This is a genomic window from Pectobacterium punjabense (assembly GCF_012427845.1).
GTDB lineage: Bacteria > Pseudomonadota > Gammaproteobacteria > Enterobacterales > Enterobacteriaceae > Pectobacterium > Pectobacterium punjabense.
Map to the genome: position 1 here is coordinate 2,020,952 of NZ_CP038498.1, position 20,953 is coordinate 2,041,904.

A 20,953-nucleotide genomic window follows, 5' to 3' on the forward strand; every position below is an offset into this window, starting at 1 on the left:
TGAAAAAGAGAGGGTTTTATTTGGCGCGATCGTTTAATCAGGATTGAAAGGCGATGGGCAAGATGACGCTAGCGTGAAGGTAGGGACGGAAAATATCCCAAAAAACAAAAGCCCTTGCCATGAAGGAAAGGGCTGGAGAAGGAGTCACATCCTCATTTATCGCTGTTATCAGCGATGAGCGAACCGGTTAACGGCTGCGGAAGACAATGCGGCCTTTACTCAGGTCGTACGGGGTTAACTCTACAGTGACTTTGTCACCCGTCAGGATGCGGATATAGTTTTTACGCATTTTACCGGAGATATGAGCGGTAACCACGTGCCCGTTTTCCAATTCAACGCGGAACATGGTGTTGGGCAGCGTATCAAGCACGGTGCCTTGCATTTCAATATTGTCTTCTTTGGCCATCGAATCCTCTAGGTCTAACTACCTTTATTTTTTAACCGCAAGATAATGCCGAAAAACCGACATTATGTAAAGAAGCGTTCACGTTTGGAGCGTTATTTACCCGGTTTCCTTTGTCACTCTGCCGGTTCTGCAAGCTGTTGTGGTAACCAGCAGCCCTCATCGACAGCGATATCCTGCCACTGGGAAAGCAGTTGCAGAAAGCGATCTCGGGGAATTTCACTTACGCCCAGTGAGGCGGTGTGAGAATTTAACACCTGACAGTCAATCAACTGACCGCCATGGCGAATAAAATGCTGCTGAAACACCAGCAGCGCGTATTTTGAGGCGTTATCCATACGGCTAAACATTGACTCGCCGCAAAATAATCGACCTTGTTCAATACCATATAGCCCACCAACCAGTGCGCCATTGTGCCACACTTCGACGGAATGTGCTTTCCCAACCTGATGAAGCTGGCGATAAGCTGAAATGATATCCGGCGTAATCCAGGTGCCATCATGATGTTCGTGCGCACAAGCGTGAATGACATCATCAAATACCTGATTTAGCGTGGCGATAAAAGCGTGGCGCTTCAGAAATTTTTTCATACTACGGCTGAGGTGAAATTTGCCGGGAAACAGGACTGCACGCGGGTTCGGAGACCACCATAAGATCGGTTCTCCGGGGGAGAACCAGGGAAAAATTCCCTGTCGGTAGGCCGCTTTTAGCCGGGGAACAGAGAGATCGCCGCCAATGGCCAGCAGGCCATTGGGGTTATCCAGCGCATGGTTCGGGTCAGGAAACTGAAGCGAGTGAGACGATAGCTGATATAGGCGCATGTTTTTCAAACGTTGTGTTGCAACGACGCTTGCCTTAAACGTGTTGGCGGAATTGCCAATAACGACCTTGTTGTGCCATCAAAGCCTGATGGCTGCCCTGTTCGATCACGTTACCATCGTCCAGAATACAGATGCGATCCATCGATTCTAAACCGTATAAGCGGTGGGTAATAACGATCAGCGTCTTATTGGCACAGTGCTCACGGAGCAACTGTAGAATACGTTTTTCTGTTTCTGCGTCTAGCCCCTCGGTAGGTTCATCCAGCAGAACTAATGGTGCGTCGTGTAGTAATGCACGAGCTAAAGCAATGCGCCGCTGCTCACCCCCGGAAAGCTGACGACCGCCTTCTCCCAGCCAGGCATTCAGCCCCTCGTTTTCTAGCAGTTTTTCTAACCCAACTTGTTGTAACACCTCTGCCAGTTTTTCGTCCCGTGCAGTCGGTGCTGCCAGTAACAGGTTCTCACGCAGCGTTGCGCTGAAAATATGTACGCGCTGTGGTACGACACTCATCATGGCGCGAAGATCGCCTTCCTGCCAATTAGCAAGCGGGTGCCCATTGAGCGTAATGTCCCCGTATTCACAATTCCATGCCCGAGTCAGCAATTGTAATAGCGTAGATTTTCCGCATCCGGTGCGCCCAAGCAATGCCAGGTGTTCGCCTGCCTGAATCGAGAGCGTGATATTCCGCAGCACGGGCTGTGGCTGGCCGGGATAAGTGAAGCCGACATGTGAGAGTTCGATTGAGGCCGTGCGCGATGTCTCTGGTCCACGGTCAGGGAACGTGACGTCGATGGGCTGGTGAATAATTTGATCGACCCTAGCGGCGGAAGCAATAACTTGTCCCATATGCTGGAAGGCTACTGTGACGGGAGCCAGCGCTTCGAAGGCGGCAAGTGACGCGAACACGAACAGGGCGATGAGTGCACCGGGCTGTGGGTTGCCGCCAACACCATCGGCGGCGAGCCACAGAATCAGCGTAACGGTCAGCCCACTGCATAAAATCATCACCGCCTGAGATAATCCAGTAAGATTGGCCTGCTGACGCTGGCGACGCAGCCAGTTAATTTCCACCAGTGCCAGCTGTTGACGGACACGATCGAGTGCGCCAAAAACGGTTAACTCCGCCTGACCTTGCAGCCAGGTGGTTAACTGAAGACGGTATTGTGCACGCAGTGCGGTCAAATCCTGCCCGATGCCGTTACCTGCGCGGTAAAACAGAATAGGCAGACAGAGTAAGAGCACCAGCATGATAGCCCCAAGCGTTAGAGCTAATGCGGCATCAATGAAACTCAGACCGTAACAGACGATGAGAATGACGACAAAGGCGCTGACAATAGGCGAAATAACACGAAGGTAGAGGTGGTCAAGTGTATCAACGTCCGCCACGAGTCGGTTTAGCAGCTCAGCCTGACGAAACTGTGCCAGCCCGCCGGGAGAGAGCGGCAGAATGCGAGAAAAGGTGAAAACGCGCAGACGCAGCAGAACACGGAAGGTTGCATCATGGCTGACGACTCTTTCGCCATAACGTCCGGCGGTACGCGCGATAGCGGCACCCCGCACGCCTGCCGCAGGGAGCATATAGTTAAACGTGAGTAACCCGACAATACCTGCCAGTGCGGCTCCCGCGAGAAACCAGCCGGATAGGGCGAGCAAACCGATGCTGGCCAGCAAAGTGGCGATTGCCAGCACCACGCCCAAACTTAAGCGCCAAATATGCTGACGATAAAGTGCCAGAAAGGGTTTTAATACTCGCATCGTTTTTATCTGAGCCATTACAGCGCCCCCTGTCGTTGTGCCAGCAGTGCCGCGAAGGGACCTGCTTCGGCGCGAAGTGTTTGATAATCCCCCTGCTGAACCAGTCGACCTTCTTCCATCACCCAAATTGCGTCATAGTCGGTGATATCGTTGAGCTGATGCGTGACCAGTAGCGTGGTCTGAGAACGTGCTGCTGTGTTCAGCGCGCTCATAACCAACTCCTCGCTGTGGGCATCAAGGCTGGCTGATGGCTCATCCAGCAGTAATAAGTTGCAAGGGTGGATAAGGGCACGGGCAACGGCGACGCGTTGCGCCTGCCCGACGGACAAGCGGGCTGCGCCATCACCGAGCGTTGTTTCCAGACCCTGTGGGAGTTGCGGCAAAAATTCCTGTACATACGCGTGTTCAATCGCATATTGCAATTCCAAAGGACTGGCCTGCGGATTACCCAGCAGAATATTGCTGCGCAGCGTTGGTTCCGGCAAGTGGGGATTTTGCCCGACCCAGCTCAACTGTTTACGCCACGATTCAGACGTGAGTGAGTTGAGTGCTTTGCCATTGACGGTTAATGAACCGCGATAGGGCAGGAATCCTAATAGCGCATTAAGCAGTGAACTTTTTCCTGCTCCGCTGATACCGACTAACGCGATACGTTCGCCTGCGCGGATATCGAATGTTAACGGTTGGGTTAACGGCGTGCCATTGGGGGAGAGGACAACCAGATCTTCCGCGCGGACAGCAATGGCGGTATCGCTGCTGAATTCATATGTGCCAAAGCCTACTGATTCGCCTTCCTCGGCTAAAAAGGTTACCAGGGATTCCGCTGCGCCAATAGCTTGAGCTTTGGCATGGTAAAAGGTGCCGAGATCGCGTAAAGGTTGAAAGAATTCCGGTGCCAAAATAAGGACGAGAAAACCGGCGAAGAGCGTCACGCCCATTCCATAATGACCAAAATCGAGTTCTCCGAGATAAGAGAAACCGAAATAGACGGCGACAACTGCGATAGAAATGGAGGCGAAAAATTCCAGCACGCCCGAGGAGAGAAATGCCATGCGCAGCACTTCCATGGTACGGCTACGGAAATCTTCGGAGGCATGGCGGATTTGTTCGGTTTCAGCCTGACCGCGATGAAACAGGCGTAGCGTTTCCATTCCGCGTAGGCGATCGAGGAAGTGTCCGCTTAGGCGAGCCAACGCCAGAAAGTTACGCCGGTTGGCATCCGCTGCGCCCATACCGACCAATGCCATAAACAAAGGGATGAGCGGTGCGGTGAGAAACAGAATCAGTCCTGCGGCCCAGTTGATCGGAAAGAGGGTGATCAAAATAAGCAGCGGGATCAGCGCGGCAAGATACATTTGCGGTAGATAGCGGGCGTAATAGTCCTGCATATCATCCACCTGCTCAAGAATCATCGTTGCCCAACTACCCGCGGGTTTACCCTGAACCCAGGCCGGGCCGAGCTGCTGTAATCGATCCAGTACCAGCTTACGAATATGCTGTCGAACCGCTTGCCCGCAAAGAAAACCGACACGCTCGCGTAACAGGCTATTAAGCGCACGCAGAATAAAGGTGGCGATCAGCAGAAGGAAAGGAGAGAACAGGGATTCTCGGGGGGCATGCTCGATGATCAAAGCGTGGAGCAGAGTGGCTAAGAGCCAGGCTTGTGCGACGATTAGCGCGCCGCTCAGGAATCCGAGCAGCAGTGAAAGCCGTAACCAACGTTGTGCCAGCTTACTTTGCTGTTTCAGCCAAGCGGTCAGTTCTTGCTGTCTGGTTTTTTTCATCGGGCACCAGTTCGTTATGTTGCAGAAGTGGACTTAACAGAAAATAACGCTTATGTAACTGTTAGGTAACAAAATTATCTTCTATCATGCAGAATGTCGTCATGTTACCGCGACAGGGGCGCGCTGAAAACGAAAAGGAGAGGGGAAATCGGTGAGACGATCAATTTTTGTGTTGCGGCAGGCAAATCGGAAGGAAGAAAACGGAACGGCTGCTGCCGCTCCGTTCTCGCATCGTACTACTTGCTGATGGTGAGCCCATCCAGGTAACGTTCAGCATCCAGCGCAGCCATACAGCCTGTACCGGCAGAGGTAATGGCTTGACGGTAAATATGATCCATCACGTCACCTGCGGCAAAGACGCCAGGAATGCTGGTTTGTGTCGCGTTGCCATGAATACCGGATTGCACTTTGATATAACCGTTTTCCAGTGCCAGTTGGTCGCCAAACACGGCGGTATTCGGGCTGTGGCCGATAGCGATAAACACGCCAGCCAGCTCAAGCTCTTCTGCCGCGTCGCTCTGTGTATCGCGGATACGCACGCCGGTTACGCCCATATCATCACCCAGCACTTCGTCCAGCGTACGGTTAGTATGCAGGATGATGTTGCCGTTTTTAACTTTGTCCATCAGACGGTCGATCAGAATCTTTTCTGAACGGAACGTCTCGCGACGGTGAATCAAATGCACTTCCTCAGCGATATTAGACAAATACAGTGCTTCTTCTACGGCGGTATTCCCGCCGCCAACGACGGCAACTTTCTGATTCCGATAGAAGAACCCATCACAGGTTGCACAGGCGGAAACGCCTTTGCCTTTAAACGCTTCTTCAGACGGCAGGCCAAGGTAGCGAGCCGATGCGCCCGTAGCGATGATCAGTGCATCACAGGTGTATTCGTCGCTATCGCCAAATAGACGGAATGGACGGTTCTGCAAATCAACACGTTCAATATGATCAAAAATCACGTCGGTATTGAACTTGGTCGCATGTGCGTGCATACGCTCCATCAACAGCGGGCCGGTTAAATCGTCGGCGTCGCCTGGCCAATTTTCAACTTCAGTCGTGGTCGTCAACTGACCGCCTTTTTCCATACCCGTGATTAATACTGGCTGTAAATTCGCGCGTGCAGCATACACTGCGGCAGTGTAGCCAGCTGGGCCTGAGCCCAGAATCAATAACTTGTGATGTTTAACGGTACCCATGCTTTCCTCATTTCATGACGGCGAATGATGTTCATATAACCAGCCTTTACGACCAACTCGTTTCTTTAACGACGAACATATCTACCACGAACAATGAGAACGATTGTAAGGAAATTACAAGAGTAAAAAAAGTATGCAGAAAAGTTGCTAGCTATTTGTTTAATCGTTAATGGCGATGGAGATAATAAATTGCTGAAAAATCAGCCACATTCATAAGTAAAATGATTGAACCCACCTCGGCAGATGGCTCTGGCTTATCGAATCTGGCAGTTTCTTCTGATTTTCGTTGTTTTACTTTGACAATCGGCTGTGCATTTGCGAAAACATCTGGGTAAGAGGAAATTTTTTGTATGTGAACAGTTAAAAGCTCGGCTTTTTATTCGTTTTTGCGCAGGCAGGCCTTTAGGCCACGGATATGACGTGATGGTCTTCTTCGTTGGTTAGTAATACGTGGGGCGAGAACGGGAAGTTAATGACTGTTGATAGACAAAATAAGCAGCGTGTCTTCTTTAAGGGTAACTCTGATACATGAGGTCTATCGGGGTAAAGCGGGTGCAGGGAAAAGTGAAGAGAGACAATAATAATGGTAGACACTAAAAAGCGACCAGGAAAAGATCTCGATCGTATTGATCGTAACATCCTGAACGAATTGCAAAAAGATGGGCGTATTTCCAATGTCGAGCTTTCCAAACGTGTTGGGCTGTCGCCGACACCGTGTCTGGAGCGTGTGCGTCGTCTGGAAAGACAGGGTTTCATTAATGGCTACACAGCGCTGCTAAACCCGCATTATCTGGATGCGTCACTGCTGGTTTTTGTTGAAATAACGCTAAACCGTGGTGCGCCTGATGTGTTTGAACAGTTTAATTCTGCGGTGCAGAAGTTGGAAGAGATTCAGGAATGCCATCTGGTTTCCGGCGATTTTGACTACCTGTTGAAAACGCGTGTTCCGGACATGTCCGCTTACCGTAAACTCCTGGGCGAAACGCTGCTGCGTCTGCCGGGTGTAAACGACACCCGTACATACGTGGTGATGGAAGAAGTGAAGCAAAGTAACCGTCTGGTCATTAAGACTCGATAAACGCGTGGGTGCAAAACCCGATAAATTCAGCTACACTCCTGTGAATTTATACAGTCCCAGCGCCGGGTTTTCTCGGCGCTTTGTCATAAACCTTACAGGCCCCTGGAGAGACTCTTGAGCCAGGAATATACAGAAGATAAAGACGTTACCCTGAAAAAACTCAGTGGAACACGTCGTTTGCTTGAAGCGATTTTAATCGTTGTGGCACTTTTTGCGGTTTATCTCAGTGCCGCATTGCTCAGTTTCAGCCCTTCCGATCCCAGTTGGTCGCAAACTGCGTGGCATGAACCTATCCATAACCTTGGCGGTGTGGCGGGTGCCTGGTTGGCCGATACGCTGTTCTTTATTTTTGGCGTTCTAGCCTATGCTATTCCGCCGATCATGCTATCCCTGTGCTGGGCGGCTTTCCGTCAGCGTGATAACCATCAATCTATTGAATATTTTACTTTTTCGCTTCGTCTGATTGGAACGTTGGCGCTAATCCTGACTTCTTGTGGTCTGGCTGCGCTGAACATTGACGATCTCTACTATTTTGCTTCCGGTGGCGTATTGGGAAGCCTGTTGAGCAGCTCAATGATCCCGCGTTTTAACAGCATGGGCGCGACGCTGGTTCTGTTGTGCGTGTGGGGTGCTGGGCTAACGCTGTTTACTGGCTGGTCATGGCTAACCATTGCCGAAAAAATTGGCGCTGGAGTGTTGGGCTGTCTGACGTTCATGTCAAACCGCTCGCGTCGCGATGAAGAGTATCGTGAAGAAAACGATCGTGAAGAGGATGAGAACGATGTGCTTAACCTGCATCACGATGACGCATCAGATGAGGCGACAACACAACTGCGTGATGACGATGACGTCCTGTTTTCTGCACCTTCTGTTGCTAATGCCGTACACGATACGATGGCAGATCGCACGATAGAAGAGGGATCACCTTCAACGGAAAACGTGCCAGCCGCTACACAACCGATACTCTCAGCAGAAAGGCCCGCGGCAGCATTGTCTGACGCACCATTGTCTGGCTCTGTGTCGCCAATTGTCCCCTCTGAGAGCGACTCGACGCCGACGCTGTATTCGTTTGAGGTTCCTGAATCGCCTATAACGACGCCAGGCCCCCATGGCAGTGCGTCTATTCCTTACGGGAATGCTTACGAGAATCATGTTGTACCGCCGATCGTAACGCCATCAGTGATTCAACCGTTTGCTGAGCCAGCACAATCTGCACGCGATACCGATTTCAACGCGAATAACACCTTTATGCCAGCGTTTAGTGCTGATGCGGATGAGAACCCGCAGATTAAACGCGGTGTAGGGCCGGAGCTGCCGCGCCCTAATCCGGTACGGATTCCTACTCGCCGCGAACTGGCGTCATATGGAATAAAACTACCGTCGCAGCGGCTGGCCGAAGAACAAGCAAGGTTACAGGCTCAGAGCAATAGCGCAGAGACGGAATTGACGAACGACGTGTATCAGGAAGAGACACCGGATGATATCGCCCAGCAAGAAAATGCGTTACAACAAGCGTATTTGGAGCAGCAGCGTCAGCGTTATGGCGACGAGTATCCGTTACAGGAAGACGATGAAGACGCACTCCTACAAGCGCAGCTAGCCAGCGATTTCGCTGCACAGCAGCAGGCTCGTTATGACGCCCGCGCGTCACAGCCTGATGAGATAACGCCTGTACCGACAGTATCGCCTGCGGGCAGTGAGTCGGTTCGTCCAACACCCGTGGCACCACATAACGCCTTTTCGTTTTCGCCGTTTAGCGTAGAGAATGAGCGCGAATCTGAACCGCATGTTTTTAGCGAGTCCCCGTATTCACCGCCGTCTTATCGCCCAGAACCCGCGCTTCCGCCGATGCATGCTGGTGAAGATGAGGACGACGACGATGAGCACGCTCCGCTGATGTTTGGCCAGCCTGTGCAACCGCCGTCAGCGCCTGTTGAGGCTGTAAAACAGGAAAATGCGGCGGCGCCAGCGCATCATCCGGCAATGGATGGCCTGATTCATCCGTTCCTGATGCGTAACGAACAACCGTTGCAGAAGCCAACTACGCCACTGCCAACGTTGGACTTGTTGACCCCTCCACCGGCAAGTGAAGCACCTGTTGATAATTTCGCGTTGGAACAAACCGCTCGATTGATTGAAGCGCGTCTGGCTGATTTCCGGGTAAAAGCGGATGTCGTTGACCACTCTCCAGGGCCGGTTATCACGCGCTTTGAACTAGACTTGGCTCCGGGTGTTAAAGCCGCGCGCATTTCGAATCTATCACGCGATTTGGCTCGTTCATTATCGGTTGTCGCGGTGCGTATTGTTGAAGTGATTCCCGGTAGGCCGTATGTCGGGCTGGAATTGCCGAATGCGCATCGCCAGACCGTTTATCTGCGAGAAGTGCTGGACTGTGACGCGTTCCTGGATAATCCTTCGCCGTTGTCGATCGTCTTGGGGAAAGATATCGCGGGTGAACCCGTGGTTGCCGACCTGGCGAAAATGCCGCACTTGTTGGTTGCCGGTACTACAGGGTCGGGTAAGTCGGTCGGCGTCAATGCCATGATCATCAGTATGTTGTATAAAGCCACGCCGGAAGACGTGCGCTTTATCATGATCGACCCCAAAATGCTTGAGCTCTCGGTGTACGAAGGCATTCCACATTTGCTGACGGAAGTCGTAACCGACATGAAAGATGCCGCAAATGCGTTACGCTGGTGTGTTGGCGAAATGGAGCGCCGCTACAAGCTGATGTCGGCGCTTGGCGTGCGTAATTTGGCGGGATACAACGAGCGGGTCATGACGGCAAATGCGATGGGACGTCCGATTCCCGATCCGTTCTGGAAGCCGGGCGACAGTATGGATATGACACCACCAGTGCTCGAAAAGCTGCCATATATTGTCGTCATGGTCGATGAATTTGCCGACCTGATGATGGCGGTAGGTAAGAAGGTTGAAGAACTGATTGCTCGACTGGCGCAAAAAGCGCGAGCTGCGGGTATTCACCTGGTACTGGCGACGCAACGTCCTTCAGTTGATGTGATCACCGGGCTTATCAAAGCGAACATTCCGACGCGTATCGCGTTTACTGTTTCCAGCAAGATCGATTCACGGACTATCCTCGATCAAGGGGGCGCTGAATCGCTCTTGGGTATGGGGGATATGCTGTATATGGCCCCTAACTCCTCGATTCCCGTCCGCGTGCATGGCGCTTTTGTACGCGATGAGGAAGTGCATGCCGTGGTCCAAGACTGGAAAGCGCGGGGTCGCCCTCAATATATCGATAATATCGTCAGCGGTGGCGATGATGGAGAAGGTGGAAGCCTCGGCCTTGATGGCGATGAAGAACTCGATCCACTGTTCGATCAGGCGGTAGAGTTTGTGGTTGATAAGCGCCGCGCATCCATTTCCGGCGTACAGCGTCAGTTCCGAATTGGCTATAACCGCGCTGCGCGAATTGTTGAGCAAATGGAAGCGCAGGGCATCGTCAGTTCTCCTGGACATAATGGTAACCGTGAGGTACTGGCGCCACCATCAATGGAATAACAACGCGGTATCCGTTGACATCACTCCATCATAAGGGCTGCGTGTGCAGCCCTTATGCAAAGAAGCGTAAAAGCGCTAATAAGCAGATAATTCACCTATCACTGTCCGAGTGGGTTCAGATAACATAGATTCATAAATCACAGTGCCTCACAAGTAACCGTGATCTACAAAGAACATCGACGCAACATTAAGCGTTTGGCCTTGATAGACAAGGCCTGTTATATCAGGAAATTCAAAGGATTATGCGTATGAAAAAGTGGTTAGCTATCAGTTGCCTGATTACGGGAATGACGTCAACCGCTGTCTATGCGGACGCAGCAAAAGATTTGCAGGGGCGCCTTAATAAAGTAAACAGTTTCCACGCAAACTTCAGCCAGACCGTCACCAGCGCGGATGGCGCAGCGGTGCAGGAAGGAGAAGGTGAACTGTGGTTAAAACGCCCTAACTTATTTAACTGGAAAACAACATCACCCGATGAAAGTGCATTGATCTCTGATGGAAAAACACTCTGGTTTTACAATCCGTTTGTTGAGCAGGTCACGGCAACCTGGTTGAAAGATGCAACAGGCAACACGCCGTTCATCCTCATTACGCGTAACGATACCAGCGACTGGGATAAATACGATGTGCTTCAGAAAGGCGATAATTTCGAACTTACGCCGAAGTCAGCCAGCGGCAATCTAAAGCAGTTCGCGATTAATGTGACGACAAACGGCACGATCAAACAATTTACCGCGACGGAACAAGATGGGCAACGCAGTACCTATGTGCTGAAAAATCAGCAAAACGGCGCTGTTAATGCCGCTCGGTTTACGTTTACGCCACCGAAAGGCGTCACGCTGGACGATCAGCGTCAGTGAGGCCAGCGTGAGTAACCTGTCACTTGATTTTTCCCATAATGAATTCCAACCGCTGGCCGCGCGTATGCGGCCAGCAACATTGGCGCAGTATATCGGTCAACAGCACCTGTTAGGTGTTGGTAAACCACTGCCACGAGCCATTGAGGCAGGGCAGTTGCACTCAATGATTCTTTGGGGGCCGCCAGGAACGGGAAAAACGACGCTGGCAGAATTAATTGGGCATTACGGGCAGGCGGATGTCGAGCGTATTTCTGCCGTAACGTCCGGCATCAAAGAAATTCGTGAAGCGATTGAACGCGCTCGGCAAAATCGTAATGCGGGTCGCCGCACTATCCTGTTTGTCGATGAAGTTCATCGTTTCAACAAAAGCCAGCAGGATGCGTTTCTGCCACATATCGAAGATGGAACGATCACCTTCATTGGCGCGACAACGGAAAACCCTTCTTTTGAACTCAATTCTGCCTTGTTATCGCGCGCCCGCGTCTATCTGCTAAAAGCATTAACGGCAGAAGATATCGAACAGGTGTTATTACAGGCGATGAGTGACCGCGAGCGCGGATATGGTGAGCAGAATATTCAGCTGCCTGCTGAAACGGGTCGAATGCTGGCAGAGTTGGTCAATGGGGATGCCCGACGTGCGCTGAATAGTCTGGAAATGATGGCGGACATGGCAGAGATTGATGCGCAGGGTATGCGTGTCCTGACGCCGGCTCTCCTCAATGAAATCGCAGGTGAACGCAGTGCCCGTTTTGATAACAAGGGCGATCGCTATTACGACCTGATTTCGGCTTTGCATAAATCGGTGAGAGGCTCTGCGCCGGATGCGGCACTTTATTGGTACGCGCGAATCATTACCGCTGGCGGCGATCCGTTGTATGTTGCACGACGACTGTTGGCGATTGCTTCTGAAGATGTCGGCAATGCCGATCCGCGTGCGATGCAAGTGGCGATCTCTGCCTGGGATTGTTTCACCCGCGTTGGCCCGGCAGAGGGGGAGCGTGCGATTGCACAGGCTATCGTTTATCTGGCCTGCGCCCCTAAAAGTAACGCGGTATACAGCGCTTTCAAAGCGGCAATGCAGGATGCTCGCGATAAACCTGACTATGATATCCCCGAACATTTGCGCAATGCACCGACTCGGCTGATGAAAGAAATGGGTTTAGGGGCAGAGTATCGATACGCGCACAATGAACCTAATGCCTATGCGGCGGGTGAGAGCTACTTTCCGCCTGAAATGGCGGATACGCACTATTATGCGCCTACCTCGCGCGGCCTTGAGGGCAAAATTGGTGAAAAGCTCGCCTGGCTTGCGACTCAGGATCAAAATAGCCCGACAAAACGCTACCGTTGAACTAAGCGTTGCGGTAAGGTTATCAAGGTATTTTCTGAAGCTGGCGCGCCTAGCGCGCCGTGTTCGCCATCATTTCATTTGATAATCATAAGCACAGGATTAGCATGCTCGATCCCAATTTACTGCGTAATGAGCTAGACGCAGTCGCCGAAAAGTTACTGGCTCGCAGAGGCTTTAAGCTGGATGTTGAGACCCTGCGTAAGCAGGAAGAACGTCGTAAAGTATTGCAGGTAGAAACCGAAAACCTGCAAGCAGTGCGTAACTCCCGATCGAAAGAGATTGGTGCAGCGAAAGCACGCGGTGAAGATATCGAGCCTTTGCGTCGTGAAGTTAACACACTAGGCGAAAAACTGGATGCTGCGAAGGCAGAGCTGGATCAGTTGCAGAATGAAATTCGCGATCTGGCGTTAACGATCCCGAACCTGCCAGACGACGCAGTACCGCTTGGTAAGGATGACTCGCAAAACCAGGAAGTTACCCGCTGGGGTGAGCCACGTAAATATGATTTCCCCGTGCGCGATCATGTCGAACTCGGCGAGATGGCTGCCGGACTGGATTTTGCCGCCGCGGTGAAATTAACCGGTGCGCGTTTTGTTGTGATGAAAGGACAGATCGCTCGTCTGCATCGTGCACTTTCCCAGTTCATGCTGGATTTACATACGCAGCAGCACGGTTATCAGGAAGCGTATGTGCCTTACCTGGTAAACCATGCCACGTTATACGGTACGGGTCAGTTGCCTAAATTTGGCGAAGATCTGTTCCACACCAACCCTTTAAGCGAAGAAGCAGAAAACAGCCAATATGCGCTGATCCCGACGGCTGAAGTTCCGCTGACGAACCTGGTGCGTGACGAGATTCTCGATGAAGAATCCTTGCCATTGAAAATGACCGCACACACGCCGTGTTTCCGTTCTGAAGCGGGATCGTATGGCCGTGATACGCGTGGGTTGATTCGTATGCACCAGTTTGACAAGGTTGAACTGGTACAAATCGTCCGCCCTGAAGATTCCATGCAGGCGCTGGAAGAATTGACGACTCACGCTGAAACCGTGCTGCAACTGCTGAAATTACCTTATCGTAAGGTCTTGCTGTGTACGGGTGATATGGGTTTTGGCTCCACCAAAACTTACGATCTGGAAGTCTGGTTGCCGGCGCAGGACACGTACCGTGAAATCTCTTCTTGTTCAAACTGTTGGGATTTCCAGGCGCGTCGTATGCAGACTCGCTGCCGTAGCAAGTCCGACAAGAAGACCCGATTGGTTCATACGTTGAACGGTTCTGGTCTGGCAGTTGGCCGTACGCTGGTGGCGGTTCTGGAAAACTACCAGCAGGCTGATGGCCGTATTGAGATTCCTGAAGTGCTGCGTCCGTATATGGGCGGGCTGGAATTTATTGGTTAATCGCCGATGACCTGAAAAAAGCGCCCGTTTAAAGGCGCTTTTTTTACGCCTCCGGTTCGGTAATATTTTTTCATCGTAAAAATAGCTTCTCTATCTTAAACAACCTGTACGACTTAATTTTAAAGTTAAAACTGATTTAAAATCAATTGAGTAGATTCTTTCTGTTTTCAAGCGTAGCGGTATTCCTGTGGGCGTTGATGAATACTTTCAATCCATAATTTGGGAAAGGACTTTTAGCACTTTTTGCCCGGATTGACTTTTATATACGCAGTGTCATGATGCGCTCACTCTTCTCCGGTTGTTTGGTTATCCACTTCGCTATGTCTGCTTATTCCCGCCCAGTGCTGTTATTGCTCTGCGGACTTTTGCTGCTGACGGTTTGTATTGCGGTATTAAATACTTTAGTTCCACTTTGGTTAAGTTATCAGGCTCTGCCCGTCTGGCAGGTGGGCCTGGTTGGTTCATCCTATTTCGGTGGCAATCTGGTTGGAACGCTATTAGCCGGTAAATTAATCAAACTTTATGGGTTTAACCGCAGCTATTATCTCGCAGCTTTATTATTTGGCGTTGCGATTGTCGGGCTTGGTATTTCTACGGATATTGGCAACTGGTTATTCTGGCGTTTTCTTGCTGGGATAGGCTGTGCATTGATCTGGGTTGTGGTCGAAAGTGCCTTGCTGTGTAGCGGAACATCGACGCAGAGGGGTCAACTGCTGGCTGCTTATATGATCGCTTATTACCTTGGTAGTGTGATTGGGCAACTGCTGCTTGGTGTATTGCCTACGTCATTATTGAGCGTGCTGCCGTGGATGGCTGCATTAGTTATTTTAGCCGTATTGCCATTGCTGTTTACTCATCTCCCGACTCCACCAGAACAGCACGAAAAACCTGTCAATATGTGGAAAATGCTGACATATCGCAGTGCGCGTTTAGGCGTACACGGCTGTATTATTTCCGGCGCAATTCTAGGTTCGTTGTATGGCTTGATGCCGCTGTACCTCTCCCATCAGGGAATGAATGATGCGCAGGTTGGATACTGGATGGCGCTGTTGATCAGCTCAGGTATCATCGGCCAATGGCCTATTGGGCGCATGGCGGATCGTTATGGCCGATTGTTGGTTCTTCGGGTGCTGGTTTTTGTGGTGATTATCGGTTGTATTGCCATGCTAAGTATCAGCCACTATGCCATGGCTCCGTCACTGTTCCTGCTGGGATGCGCAGGATTTACGCTGTACCCCGTTGCTATGTCGTGGGCATGTGAAAAAGTGAGCCCTGATGAACTTGTGGCAATGAATCAAGCGTTGCTCCTCAGCTACACGCTTGGCAGCCTTTGTGGGCCAAGCGTTGCTGCGGTATTGATGCAGAGTTACTCCGATCGATTGCTGTTTGTACTGATCGCGGTCATTGCTATGATCTACTTGATGCTGTTGCTCAGAAAAGTCAACCACCATCCAACGCCATTAGCTGCCGCCTGAGTTAGCGGTTTCGAGGCTGGCTAGTGAACTTTGTCCTGCTTCGACCATGTTATTCCATAGCGCTTCGGCTACTGGGCTAAGGCGCTGTTTTGCGTTTCGCACCAGATAAAATATGCTGGTTAGCCCGAGTTTTTCTGGTGAAATGGCTGTAAGCTGCCCATTTTCAACCCATTTGGCTGCGTAGTGGTCGGGAAGAAAACCAACATGTGTGCCCGCTAACAAGAGTAATAAACTGCCTTCTACGTTCCATGCTGTATTTTGCAGACCTTTCTTTGCTACTGGGCCTAGCTGTTTACTAATTTCGTGCAGTGCGTGGCCGCCAATCAGTAATCTGTTCGGATTAAGTGTCCCATCTTGCCACTCTTGTTCTATCCTTGCCGCATTTTCCGACGCGGAATAAAAATAGCTTTTCTCGACAAAAACAGGTTGGAAATAGATATCTGCTGGAACATCATCCGGCAAGACGCTAAGAATAATATCGATATGCCCATTTTTTAAACGTTCCATCAGCGGGGTGTAATCACCTATTTCCAACTCAACGGCGACGTCAGGGCTCTGAATGTACAACTGCCCAATCGCGTTGGAGATAACTTTAGCTGGGTGAGTGACGGTGTTATCCAGGCAACCAATGCGAGCTTCGCCAATGAGTTGATGTTTTATCCTGGCTAATCTATTTGCAAAATCATCCAATGTAGCAATAACGGATTTGGCTTCCTGATAGACGACCTCGCCTTCCGTTGTGAGAGCAAATCCTCCACGTCCACGTTCACACAAAACAAGCCCAAGCGTGTCTTCAAGGCGAGACAAGTAGTGGCTAAGGACTGGCTGGCTTAAACCCGTTGCCACCTGTGCATTAGTAATCCCTTGCTTTTCAACGATTTTACAAAAAAGTTTTAACCAGCGAATCTCCAGCTTATCTAAGCGCATAGCATTTCCTTCGCATACATTACATATCTGAATGTTAACATCAAAATATATCTGTATTAATCGATATGAAACCCATTTATCTTGTTGTCACGCCACATCATTGATGTGGTCGCCACAAAAAAGTGTGGTTTTATGCGTCACATCAGGGTCTCTTATAAGCATAATGGTGTTGTTAGCTTGCTGGCGACACCATTGTTCTATACGTCGTCAGACAACCTCTATAAAATATCAGAACGCTAAAATAATTATTTGCTGTTTATTTGATGGAGGGGTTATGTCTCAAGGGAATGCTGTGCCTGAAAAACAACCACAGGGTCGGCAAATCTATGATTACGAATATGAACCTGTGCCTGCCGAAGCCAGAAAAAGTTGGTATGTCATTGCCTTAATATGGCTGGCAATGGGAATTGATATATCGGGTCTTTTCCTCGGTGCTTTCTTAAGTGGCGGGTTACCTTTTTCTCATGCCGTCAGTGCCACACTTATCGGATCTGCCTTTTTAGGCGTGCTGGCAGCATTATGTGCTAATGTCGGCTACGGCAGTGGATTATCAACAACCTTACTCAGTATTTCCGTTTTTGGACGCCTTGGTGGAAAAATCATCGGTGTTTTCTCCGCTGTCTCATTGATTGGTTGGTTTGCCTTTCAACTCGATTTCTTTGGTGTAATGCTGCAAAAGGCACTCCTACATTATCAATTTGAACCAGGTCGTTTTCTTATTTTAGTCTTTGGTATGGTGCTAATGACCTCTACTGCTATTTGGGGAGTCAGGGCATTGGGGAAACTGAGTATATTCAGTGTCCCGCTCATGTTGATATTGATAATTACAGGTCTGGTTCTGGCGGCCAATAACCACCCTGAAATACCTATTCCGATAATTAAAGCGCCAATTAGCATGGGGAGCGCGATTTCCTATGTTGTCTCTATCTGGATAGTCTCGGCAGTAATGTCGCCGGATATTGCTCGCTATGCTAAAACTCGTAAAGATGCGCTTCTTGGTGCAGGGCTAGGCTTCTTTTTAGGTAATAGTTCAACGATAGTCGTTGCATTAATTCTGACTCACTTGGTGGGTACAGAGGATTTGGTGGAAGTGTTCTTCAGTATTGGTTTGGGTATGTCCGCTATTGTGGTGCTTATTTTTGCTCAGTGGACCACAAACAGTACTAACCTTGTTTCTGCATCACTGGGATTATCCGTTGTTATTCGAGCGCTATCACGGCCAACATTGGTTGTGTTAATGGCTATTGTTGGGTTGCTGTTAGCGTATAACGGCATGATTAATAATTTTACTCAATTCTTGTCATTGCTCGGCGTATTGATTTCCCCTATCGCGGGTGTCTATCTTGTCGAATATTATTTTATTAAGTCCTCGCGCTTGCAGAAAAATGTATCAGAAGCATCATTCTTGAATGTGGCGGCGGCTATATCTTGGTCACTTGGCAGTATTGTGAGCCTGTTAACCTCCCCAGATTTTTTCGATTTATTTACGATAAGCTCAATCTCTGCCTTGGATGGCGTAATTGTGAGTATGGTGATTTATATCGGCATACATAAAATTTTTCCTCAATTGGCAGATTGAACGTGTTACGCAGATAACACGAGATCTTGGATAGGGTATGTCTCGTTATATTAATGAACAAGCAATTGATGATATAGCACTAGGGGCTGCTGTTCTTGGTACTGGAGGCGGCGGCGATCCGTATGTCGGTTCCTTAATGGCAAAATATGCATTAAAGACGGCGACGACAGTATCTATATTCAGTTTAGATGAAATCAACGATGACGATGTGTTTGTGCCTTGTAGCATGATAGGTGCAACGACGGTTGTTGTAGAAAAAATAATGTCAGCGAACCAATTTGTTCAGGCATTTGATGCGATGGAGAAGGTACTTGAGCGACCTATATCCGCAACATTTCCAATCGAGGTTGGCGGCATTAACTCGCTAATGCCGTTTGTCGTTGCGGCTAAAAAAGGGCTGCCGGTTATTGATTGTGACGCAATGGGGAGAGCCTTCCCCGAAGCACAGATGGTGACCTTTTTCCTTGATGGTTTACCTTCGGCACCCAATACGCTGGCTGACGAGAAAGGTAACTCGGTTATCCTTAATCCGATTGATGGTGTGTGGTCTGAACGGTTAGCCAGAGCCATTACAGAACAGATGGGGGCCGCCTGTGCGATGTGTGATTATCCGCTCCGTGGGCACGAACTAAAGCGTAGCGCGATTAAAGGGACGCTGACACTAGCGCAGAATATCGGGAAAACATTGCGGGAGTCTCATCAGTCGGGTAGCCATCCGGTACAGTCTCTGCTCACCGTGTTGAATGGTCATATCGTTGCATCAGGAAAGATTGTTGATGTTGCTCGGCGCACAACCGGCGGCTTTGCTCGAGGTAAAGTAGTGCTGGATGGCATGGGGAGCGACAAAGGCGAATCGTTTACGGTGCTTTTCCAGAATGAGCTCTTGCTGGCTTATCGTTCTTCACAGACGGCAGAACCTACGCAGGATAATCTGCTGGCCGTCGTGCCTGATTTAATCTCCATAGTAGATAGTGAAACCGGACGTCCGATCATCACGGAACATTTACGTTATGGGCAACGAGTCGATGTTATTGCCTATCCGTGCAATGACAAATGGCGAACGACGAAAGGGATTGACGTTGCGGGGCCGGGGTATTTTGGTTATCCGGTGCAGTATGTGCCGATAGAACAGCTTGCAAATCGCTGAGGCTTTCCCGATGTTACATAAAAATGATTACCGACTCGGGATTGATGTCGGCGGTACCAACACGGATGCGGCAATTTTAGATGCGAATCTGCACTGTGTTGCGACAGCCAAATGTCCTACCAGCCTGGATATCTACAGTGGTATAGAGCGGGCGATTGCTGAGGTATTGGCTAAGTCTGGCATCGCGTCGCAGCATATTCGCTATGCGATGTTGGGCACAACCCAATGTACCAATGCGATTGTTGAGCGGAAGGGTCTGGATCGCGTCGGATTATTGCGCCTGAGTCTGCCAAGCAGCGATAGCGTCCCACCGCTGTTTGGCTGGGATGATGAGTGGCAAAAGACATTAGGCGAACATTTCTACCAGATTCATGGCGGCTATGAGTTTGATGGCCGAGAGATCCATCCCGTACTACAGAATGAAGTACTCGCGGTTTGTGACAAGATGCGCGGGCATGTCGATAGCGTGGCGATCTGTGGCGTATTTTCTCCAGTAAATAGCGAGCAGGAATTGCAGGTTGCCCAGTGGGTGAATGCAGTATTACCGGATGTCTCCTTGTCGTTATCTCACCGGATAGGCAGTACGGGGTTACTGGAAAGGGAAAACGCGACCATCCTGAATGCATCGTTGCAAAGTACCGCGAACCGCTTTGTTAACGGCTTTACGCAAGCGCTAGTTCGGCACGGGATTAACGCTACGCCGTTCTTCGGGCAAAATGATGGCACATTGATGTCCGAGAGCATGGTGAAGCAATATCCCATTTTGACGATGGCCTGTGGGCCAACGAACTCGATTCGCGGGGCATGCCACCTTTCGGGATTGGATAATGCGCTGATTATCGATGTCGGCGGCACAACAACGGATATTGGCGTCTTGGTGAATGGCTTCCCGCGTGAATCGGCAATTGCTGTTGAAGTCGGCGATGTACGGACGAATTTCAGAATGCCAGACATTATTTCTATCGGTATTGGTGGCGGAACCTGCGTGCGGCAGTCTCAGGATGGGACGCTCACCCTTGGGCCTGACAGCGTTGGCTATCGTCTTCTTGAACAGGGCGTCAGTTTCGGCGGGGAAACGTTAACGCTCAGCGATATTATGCTGCAACTTCATCGTGAGCGATGGACATCAGCGCTTTCTCATCCGCTACCCGAGTTGGATAAAGCGCTTTGCCAGCAAGTTTATCGTCAGATGATTGATAACGTGGAAAGTGCTATCGATCGGATCAAATCGTCAAGGGCGGCTATTCCCGCAGTGCTTGTTGGCGGTGGAAGTATTTTGTTGCCTGAGGTTTTATCTGGCATCAGTCAGGTTGTGCGTCCGCTGAACTTCGATGCGGCAAATGCGGTGGGTGTTGCGTTAGGGAAGGTTGGGGCGCAGATCGAGCGTGTGGTTAAAATGCCGGATCACGATCGTGAAAAGGTAAAAAGCGAATTGCAGCAGCAAACTATTTGTCTGGCTGAAGAGACGGGCGCTATGTCGGGCAGCGTTGAAATTATCGACTATCAGGAAATTCCTTTGGCCTATCTGCCAGGGAATGCGGTACAGGTGAAAATCAAAGCGGCAGGTAATCTGGCTTAGCACCGCATAACGATTTAGTGATGTTAGTCTGCTGAAATGAAAATAGCGCGCCGTGAGCGCGCTATTTTT

General features: G+C 50.2%; 15 protein-coding genes. 9 read left to right on the forward strand and 6 right to left on the reverse strand.

What is annotated here, in order from left to right; genetic code table 11:
* Positions 1 to 187: 187 nt before the first annotated feature.
* From infA to trxB, 5 genes are all read right to left on the reverse strand, one after another.
* Positions 188 to 406, reverse strand: a complete 219-nt coding sequence (gene infA / locus E2566_RS09105; RefSeq protein WP_002211347.1) for a translation initiation factor IF-1 — start codon at positions 404 to 406, stop codon at positions 188 to 190.
* Between the two features lie 113 nt (positions 407 to 519).
* Positions 520 to 1,224 (reverse strand): leucyl/phenylalanyl-tRNA--protein transferase, encoded by a 705-nt coding sequence (aat, locus tag E2566_RS09110; RefSeq protein ID WP_107169761.1) that lies wholly within the window; start codon positions 1,222 to 1,224, stop codon positions 520 to 522.
* Positions 1,225 to 1,258: 34 nt separating this feature from the next.
* Positions 1,259 to 2,980 carry a heme ABC transporter ATP-binding protein/permease CydC gene (cydC, locus tag E2566_RS09115; protein ID WP_205942483.1) on the reverse strand — a complete coding sequence of 574 codons (1,722 nt, stop codon included), beginning with the start codon at positions 2,978 to 2,980 and terminating at the stop codon, positions 1,259 to 1,261.
* 17 nt (positions 2,981 to 2,997) lie between these two features.
* On the reverse strand, positions 2,998 to 4,764 hold the full coding sequence (cydD, locus tag E2566_RS09120) for a heme ABC transporter permease/ATP-binding protein CydD (RefSeq protein ID WP_107169759.1): 1,767 nt from the start codon (positions 4,762 to 4,764) through the stop codon (positions 2,998 to 3,000).
* A gap of 236 nt (positions 4,765 to 5,000) precedes the next feature.
* Positions 5,001 to 5,963, reverse strand: a complete 963-nt coding sequence (gene trxB, locus E2566_RS09125; protein WP_107169758.1) for a thioredoxin-disulfide reductase — start codon at positions 5,961 to 5,963, stop codon at positions 5,001 to 5,003.
* 583 nt (positions 5,964 to 6,546) lie between these two features.
* Here trxB and lrp point away from each other — a divergent pair.
* The 6 genes from lrp to E2566_RS09155 all read left to right on the forward strand — a co-directional run bounded on the left by lrp (position 6,547) and on the right by E2566_RS09155 (position 15,652).
* Positions 6,547 to 7,041 (forward strand): leucine-responsive transcriptional regulator Lrp, encoded by a 495-nt coding sequence (gene lrp / locus E2566_RS09130; protein WP_005967536.1) that lies wholly within the window; start codon positions 6,547 to 6,549, stop codon positions 7,039 to 7,041.
* A gap of 114 nt (positions 7,042 to 7,155) precedes the next feature.
* Positions 7,156 to 10,566: a DNA translocase FtsK 4TM domain-containing protein gene (locus E2566_RS09135; protein WP_107169757.1), complete on the forward strand. Its 3,411-nt coding sequence runs from the start codon at positions 7,156 to 7,158 to the stop codon at positions 10,564 to 10,566.
* A 248-nt stretch (positions 10,567 to 10,814) separates the two neighbouring features.
* Positions 10,815 to 11,426, forward strand: coding sequence for an outer membrane lipoprotein periplasmic chaperone LolA (gene lolA / locus E2566_RS09140; RefSeq protein ID WP_107169756.1), 612 nt, complete (start codon positions 10,815 to 10,817; stop codon positions 11,424 to 11,426).
* A gap of 7 nt (positions 11,427 to 11,433) precedes the next feature.
* A complete protein-coding gene (locus E2566_RS09145) occupies positions 11,434 to 12,777 on the forward strand; it encodes a replication-associated recombination protein A (RefSeq protein ID WP_107169817.1) in 1,344 nt (447 codons plus the stop codon).
* A gap of 104 nt (positions 12,778 to 12,881) precedes the next feature.
* Positions 12,882 to 14,177, forward strand: a complete 1,296-nt coding sequence (serS, locus tag E2566_RS09150) for a serine--tRNA ligase (RefSeq protein ID WP_107169755.1) — start codon at positions 12,882 to 12,884, stop codon at positions 14,175 to 14,177.
* A gap of 320 nt (positions 14,178 to 14,497) precedes the next feature.
* Positions 14,498 to 15,652 carry an MFS transporter gene (locus tag E2566_RS09155; RefSeq protein ID WP_107169816.1) on the forward strand — a complete coding sequence of 385 codons (1,155 nt, stop codon included), beginning with the start codon at positions 14,498 to 14,500 and terminating at the stop codon, positions 15,650 to 15,652.
* Here the strand turns inward: E2566_RS09155 and E2566_RS09160 are convergent.
* Positions 15,638 to 16,579: a LysR family transcriptional regulator gene (locus tag E2566_RS09160; RefSeq protein ID WP_107169754.1), complete on the reverse strand. Its 942-nt coding sequence runs from the start codon at positions 16,577 to 16,579 to the stop codon at positions 15,638 to 15,640. The genes E2566_RS09155 and E2566_RS09160 overlap by 15 nt on opposite strands.
* Before the next feature lie 274 nt (positions 16,580 to 16,853).
* On the opposite strand from E2566_RS09160, the gene E2566_RS09165 reads away from it, so the two are divergent.
* Genes E2566_RS09165 through E2566_RS09175 form a run of 3 tightly spaced genes read left to right on the forward strand, consistent with a single transcriptional unit; the run spans position 16,854 to position 20,884 of the window.
* Complete coding sequence (locus E2566_RS09165; RefSeq protein WP_107169753.1) at positions 16,854 to 18,158, forward strand: cytosine permease; 1,305 nt, start codon at positions 16,854 to 16,856, stop codon at positions 18,156 to 18,158.
* Positions 18,159 to 18,195: 37 nt separating this feature from the next.
* Positions 18,196 to 19,305, forward strand: coding sequence for a DUF917 domain-containing protein (locus E2566_RS09170; RefSeq protein ID WP_107169752.1), 1,110 nt, complete (start codon positions 18,196 to 18,198; stop codon positions 19,303 to 19,305).
* Positions 19,306 to 19,315: 10 nt separating this feature from the next.
* Positions 19,316 to 20,884 (forward strand): hydantoinase/oxoprolinase N-terminal domain-containing protein, encoded by a 1,569-nt coding sequence (locus tag E2566_RS09175; protein ID WP_107169751.1) that lies wholly within the window; start codon positions 19,316 to 19,318, stop codon positions 20,882 to 20,884.
* The last annotated feature ends 69 nt before the right edge of the window (positions 20,885 to 20,953 follow it).

Bases quoted from the DNA above. Each gene is read 5' to 3' on its own strand.
- cydD (WP_107169759.1), bottom strand. From the start codon at position 4,764: ATGAAAAAAACCAGACAGCAAGAACTGACCGCTTGGCTGAAACAGCAA.
- E2566_RS09175 (WP_107169751.1), top strand. From the start codon at position 19,316: ATGTTACATAAAAATGATTACCGACTCGGGATTGATGTCGGCGGTACC.
- aat (WP_107169761.1), bottom strand. From the start codon at position 1,224: ATGCGCCTATATCAGCTATCGTCTCACTCGCTTCAGTTTCCTGACCCG.
- trxB (WP_107169758.1), bottom strand. From the start codon at position 5,963: ATGGGTACCGTTAAACATCACAAGTTATTGATTCTGGGCTCAGGCCCA.
- lolA (WP_107169756.1), top strand. From the start codon at position 10,815: ATGAAAAAGTGGTTAGCTATCAGTTGCCTGATTACGGGAATGACGTCA.
- infA (WP_002211347.1), bottom strand. From the start codon at position 406: ATGGCCAAAGAAGACAATATTGAAATGCAAGGCACCGTGCTTGATACG.
- cydC (WP_205942483.1), bottom strand. From the start codon at position 2,980: ATGCGAGTATTAAAACCCTTTCTGGCACTTTATCGTCAGCATATTTGG.
- E2566_RS09170 (WP_107169752.1), top strand. From the start codon at position 18,196: ATGTCTCGTTATATTAATGAACAAGCAATTGATGATATAGCACTAGGG.
- lrp (WP_005967536.1), top strand. From the start codon at position 6,547: ATGGTAGACACTAAAAAGCGACCAGGAAAAGATCTCGATCGTATTGAT.
- serS (WP_107169755.1), top strand. From the start codon at position 12,882: ATGCTCGATCCCAATTTACTGCGTAATGAGCTAGACGCAGTCGCCGAA.
- E2566_RS09165 (WP_107169753.1), top strand. From the start codon at position 16,854: ATGTCTCAAGGGAATGCTGTGCCTGAAAAACAACCACAGGGTCGGCAA.
- E2566_RS09155 (WP_107169816.1), top strand. From the start codon at position 14,498: ATGTCTGCTTATTCCCGCCCAGTGCTGTTATTGCTCTGCGGACTTTTG.
- E2566_RS09160 (WP_107169754.1), bottom strand. From the start codon at position 16,579: ATGCGCTTAGATAAGCTGGAGATTCGCTGGTTAAAACTTTTTTGTAAA.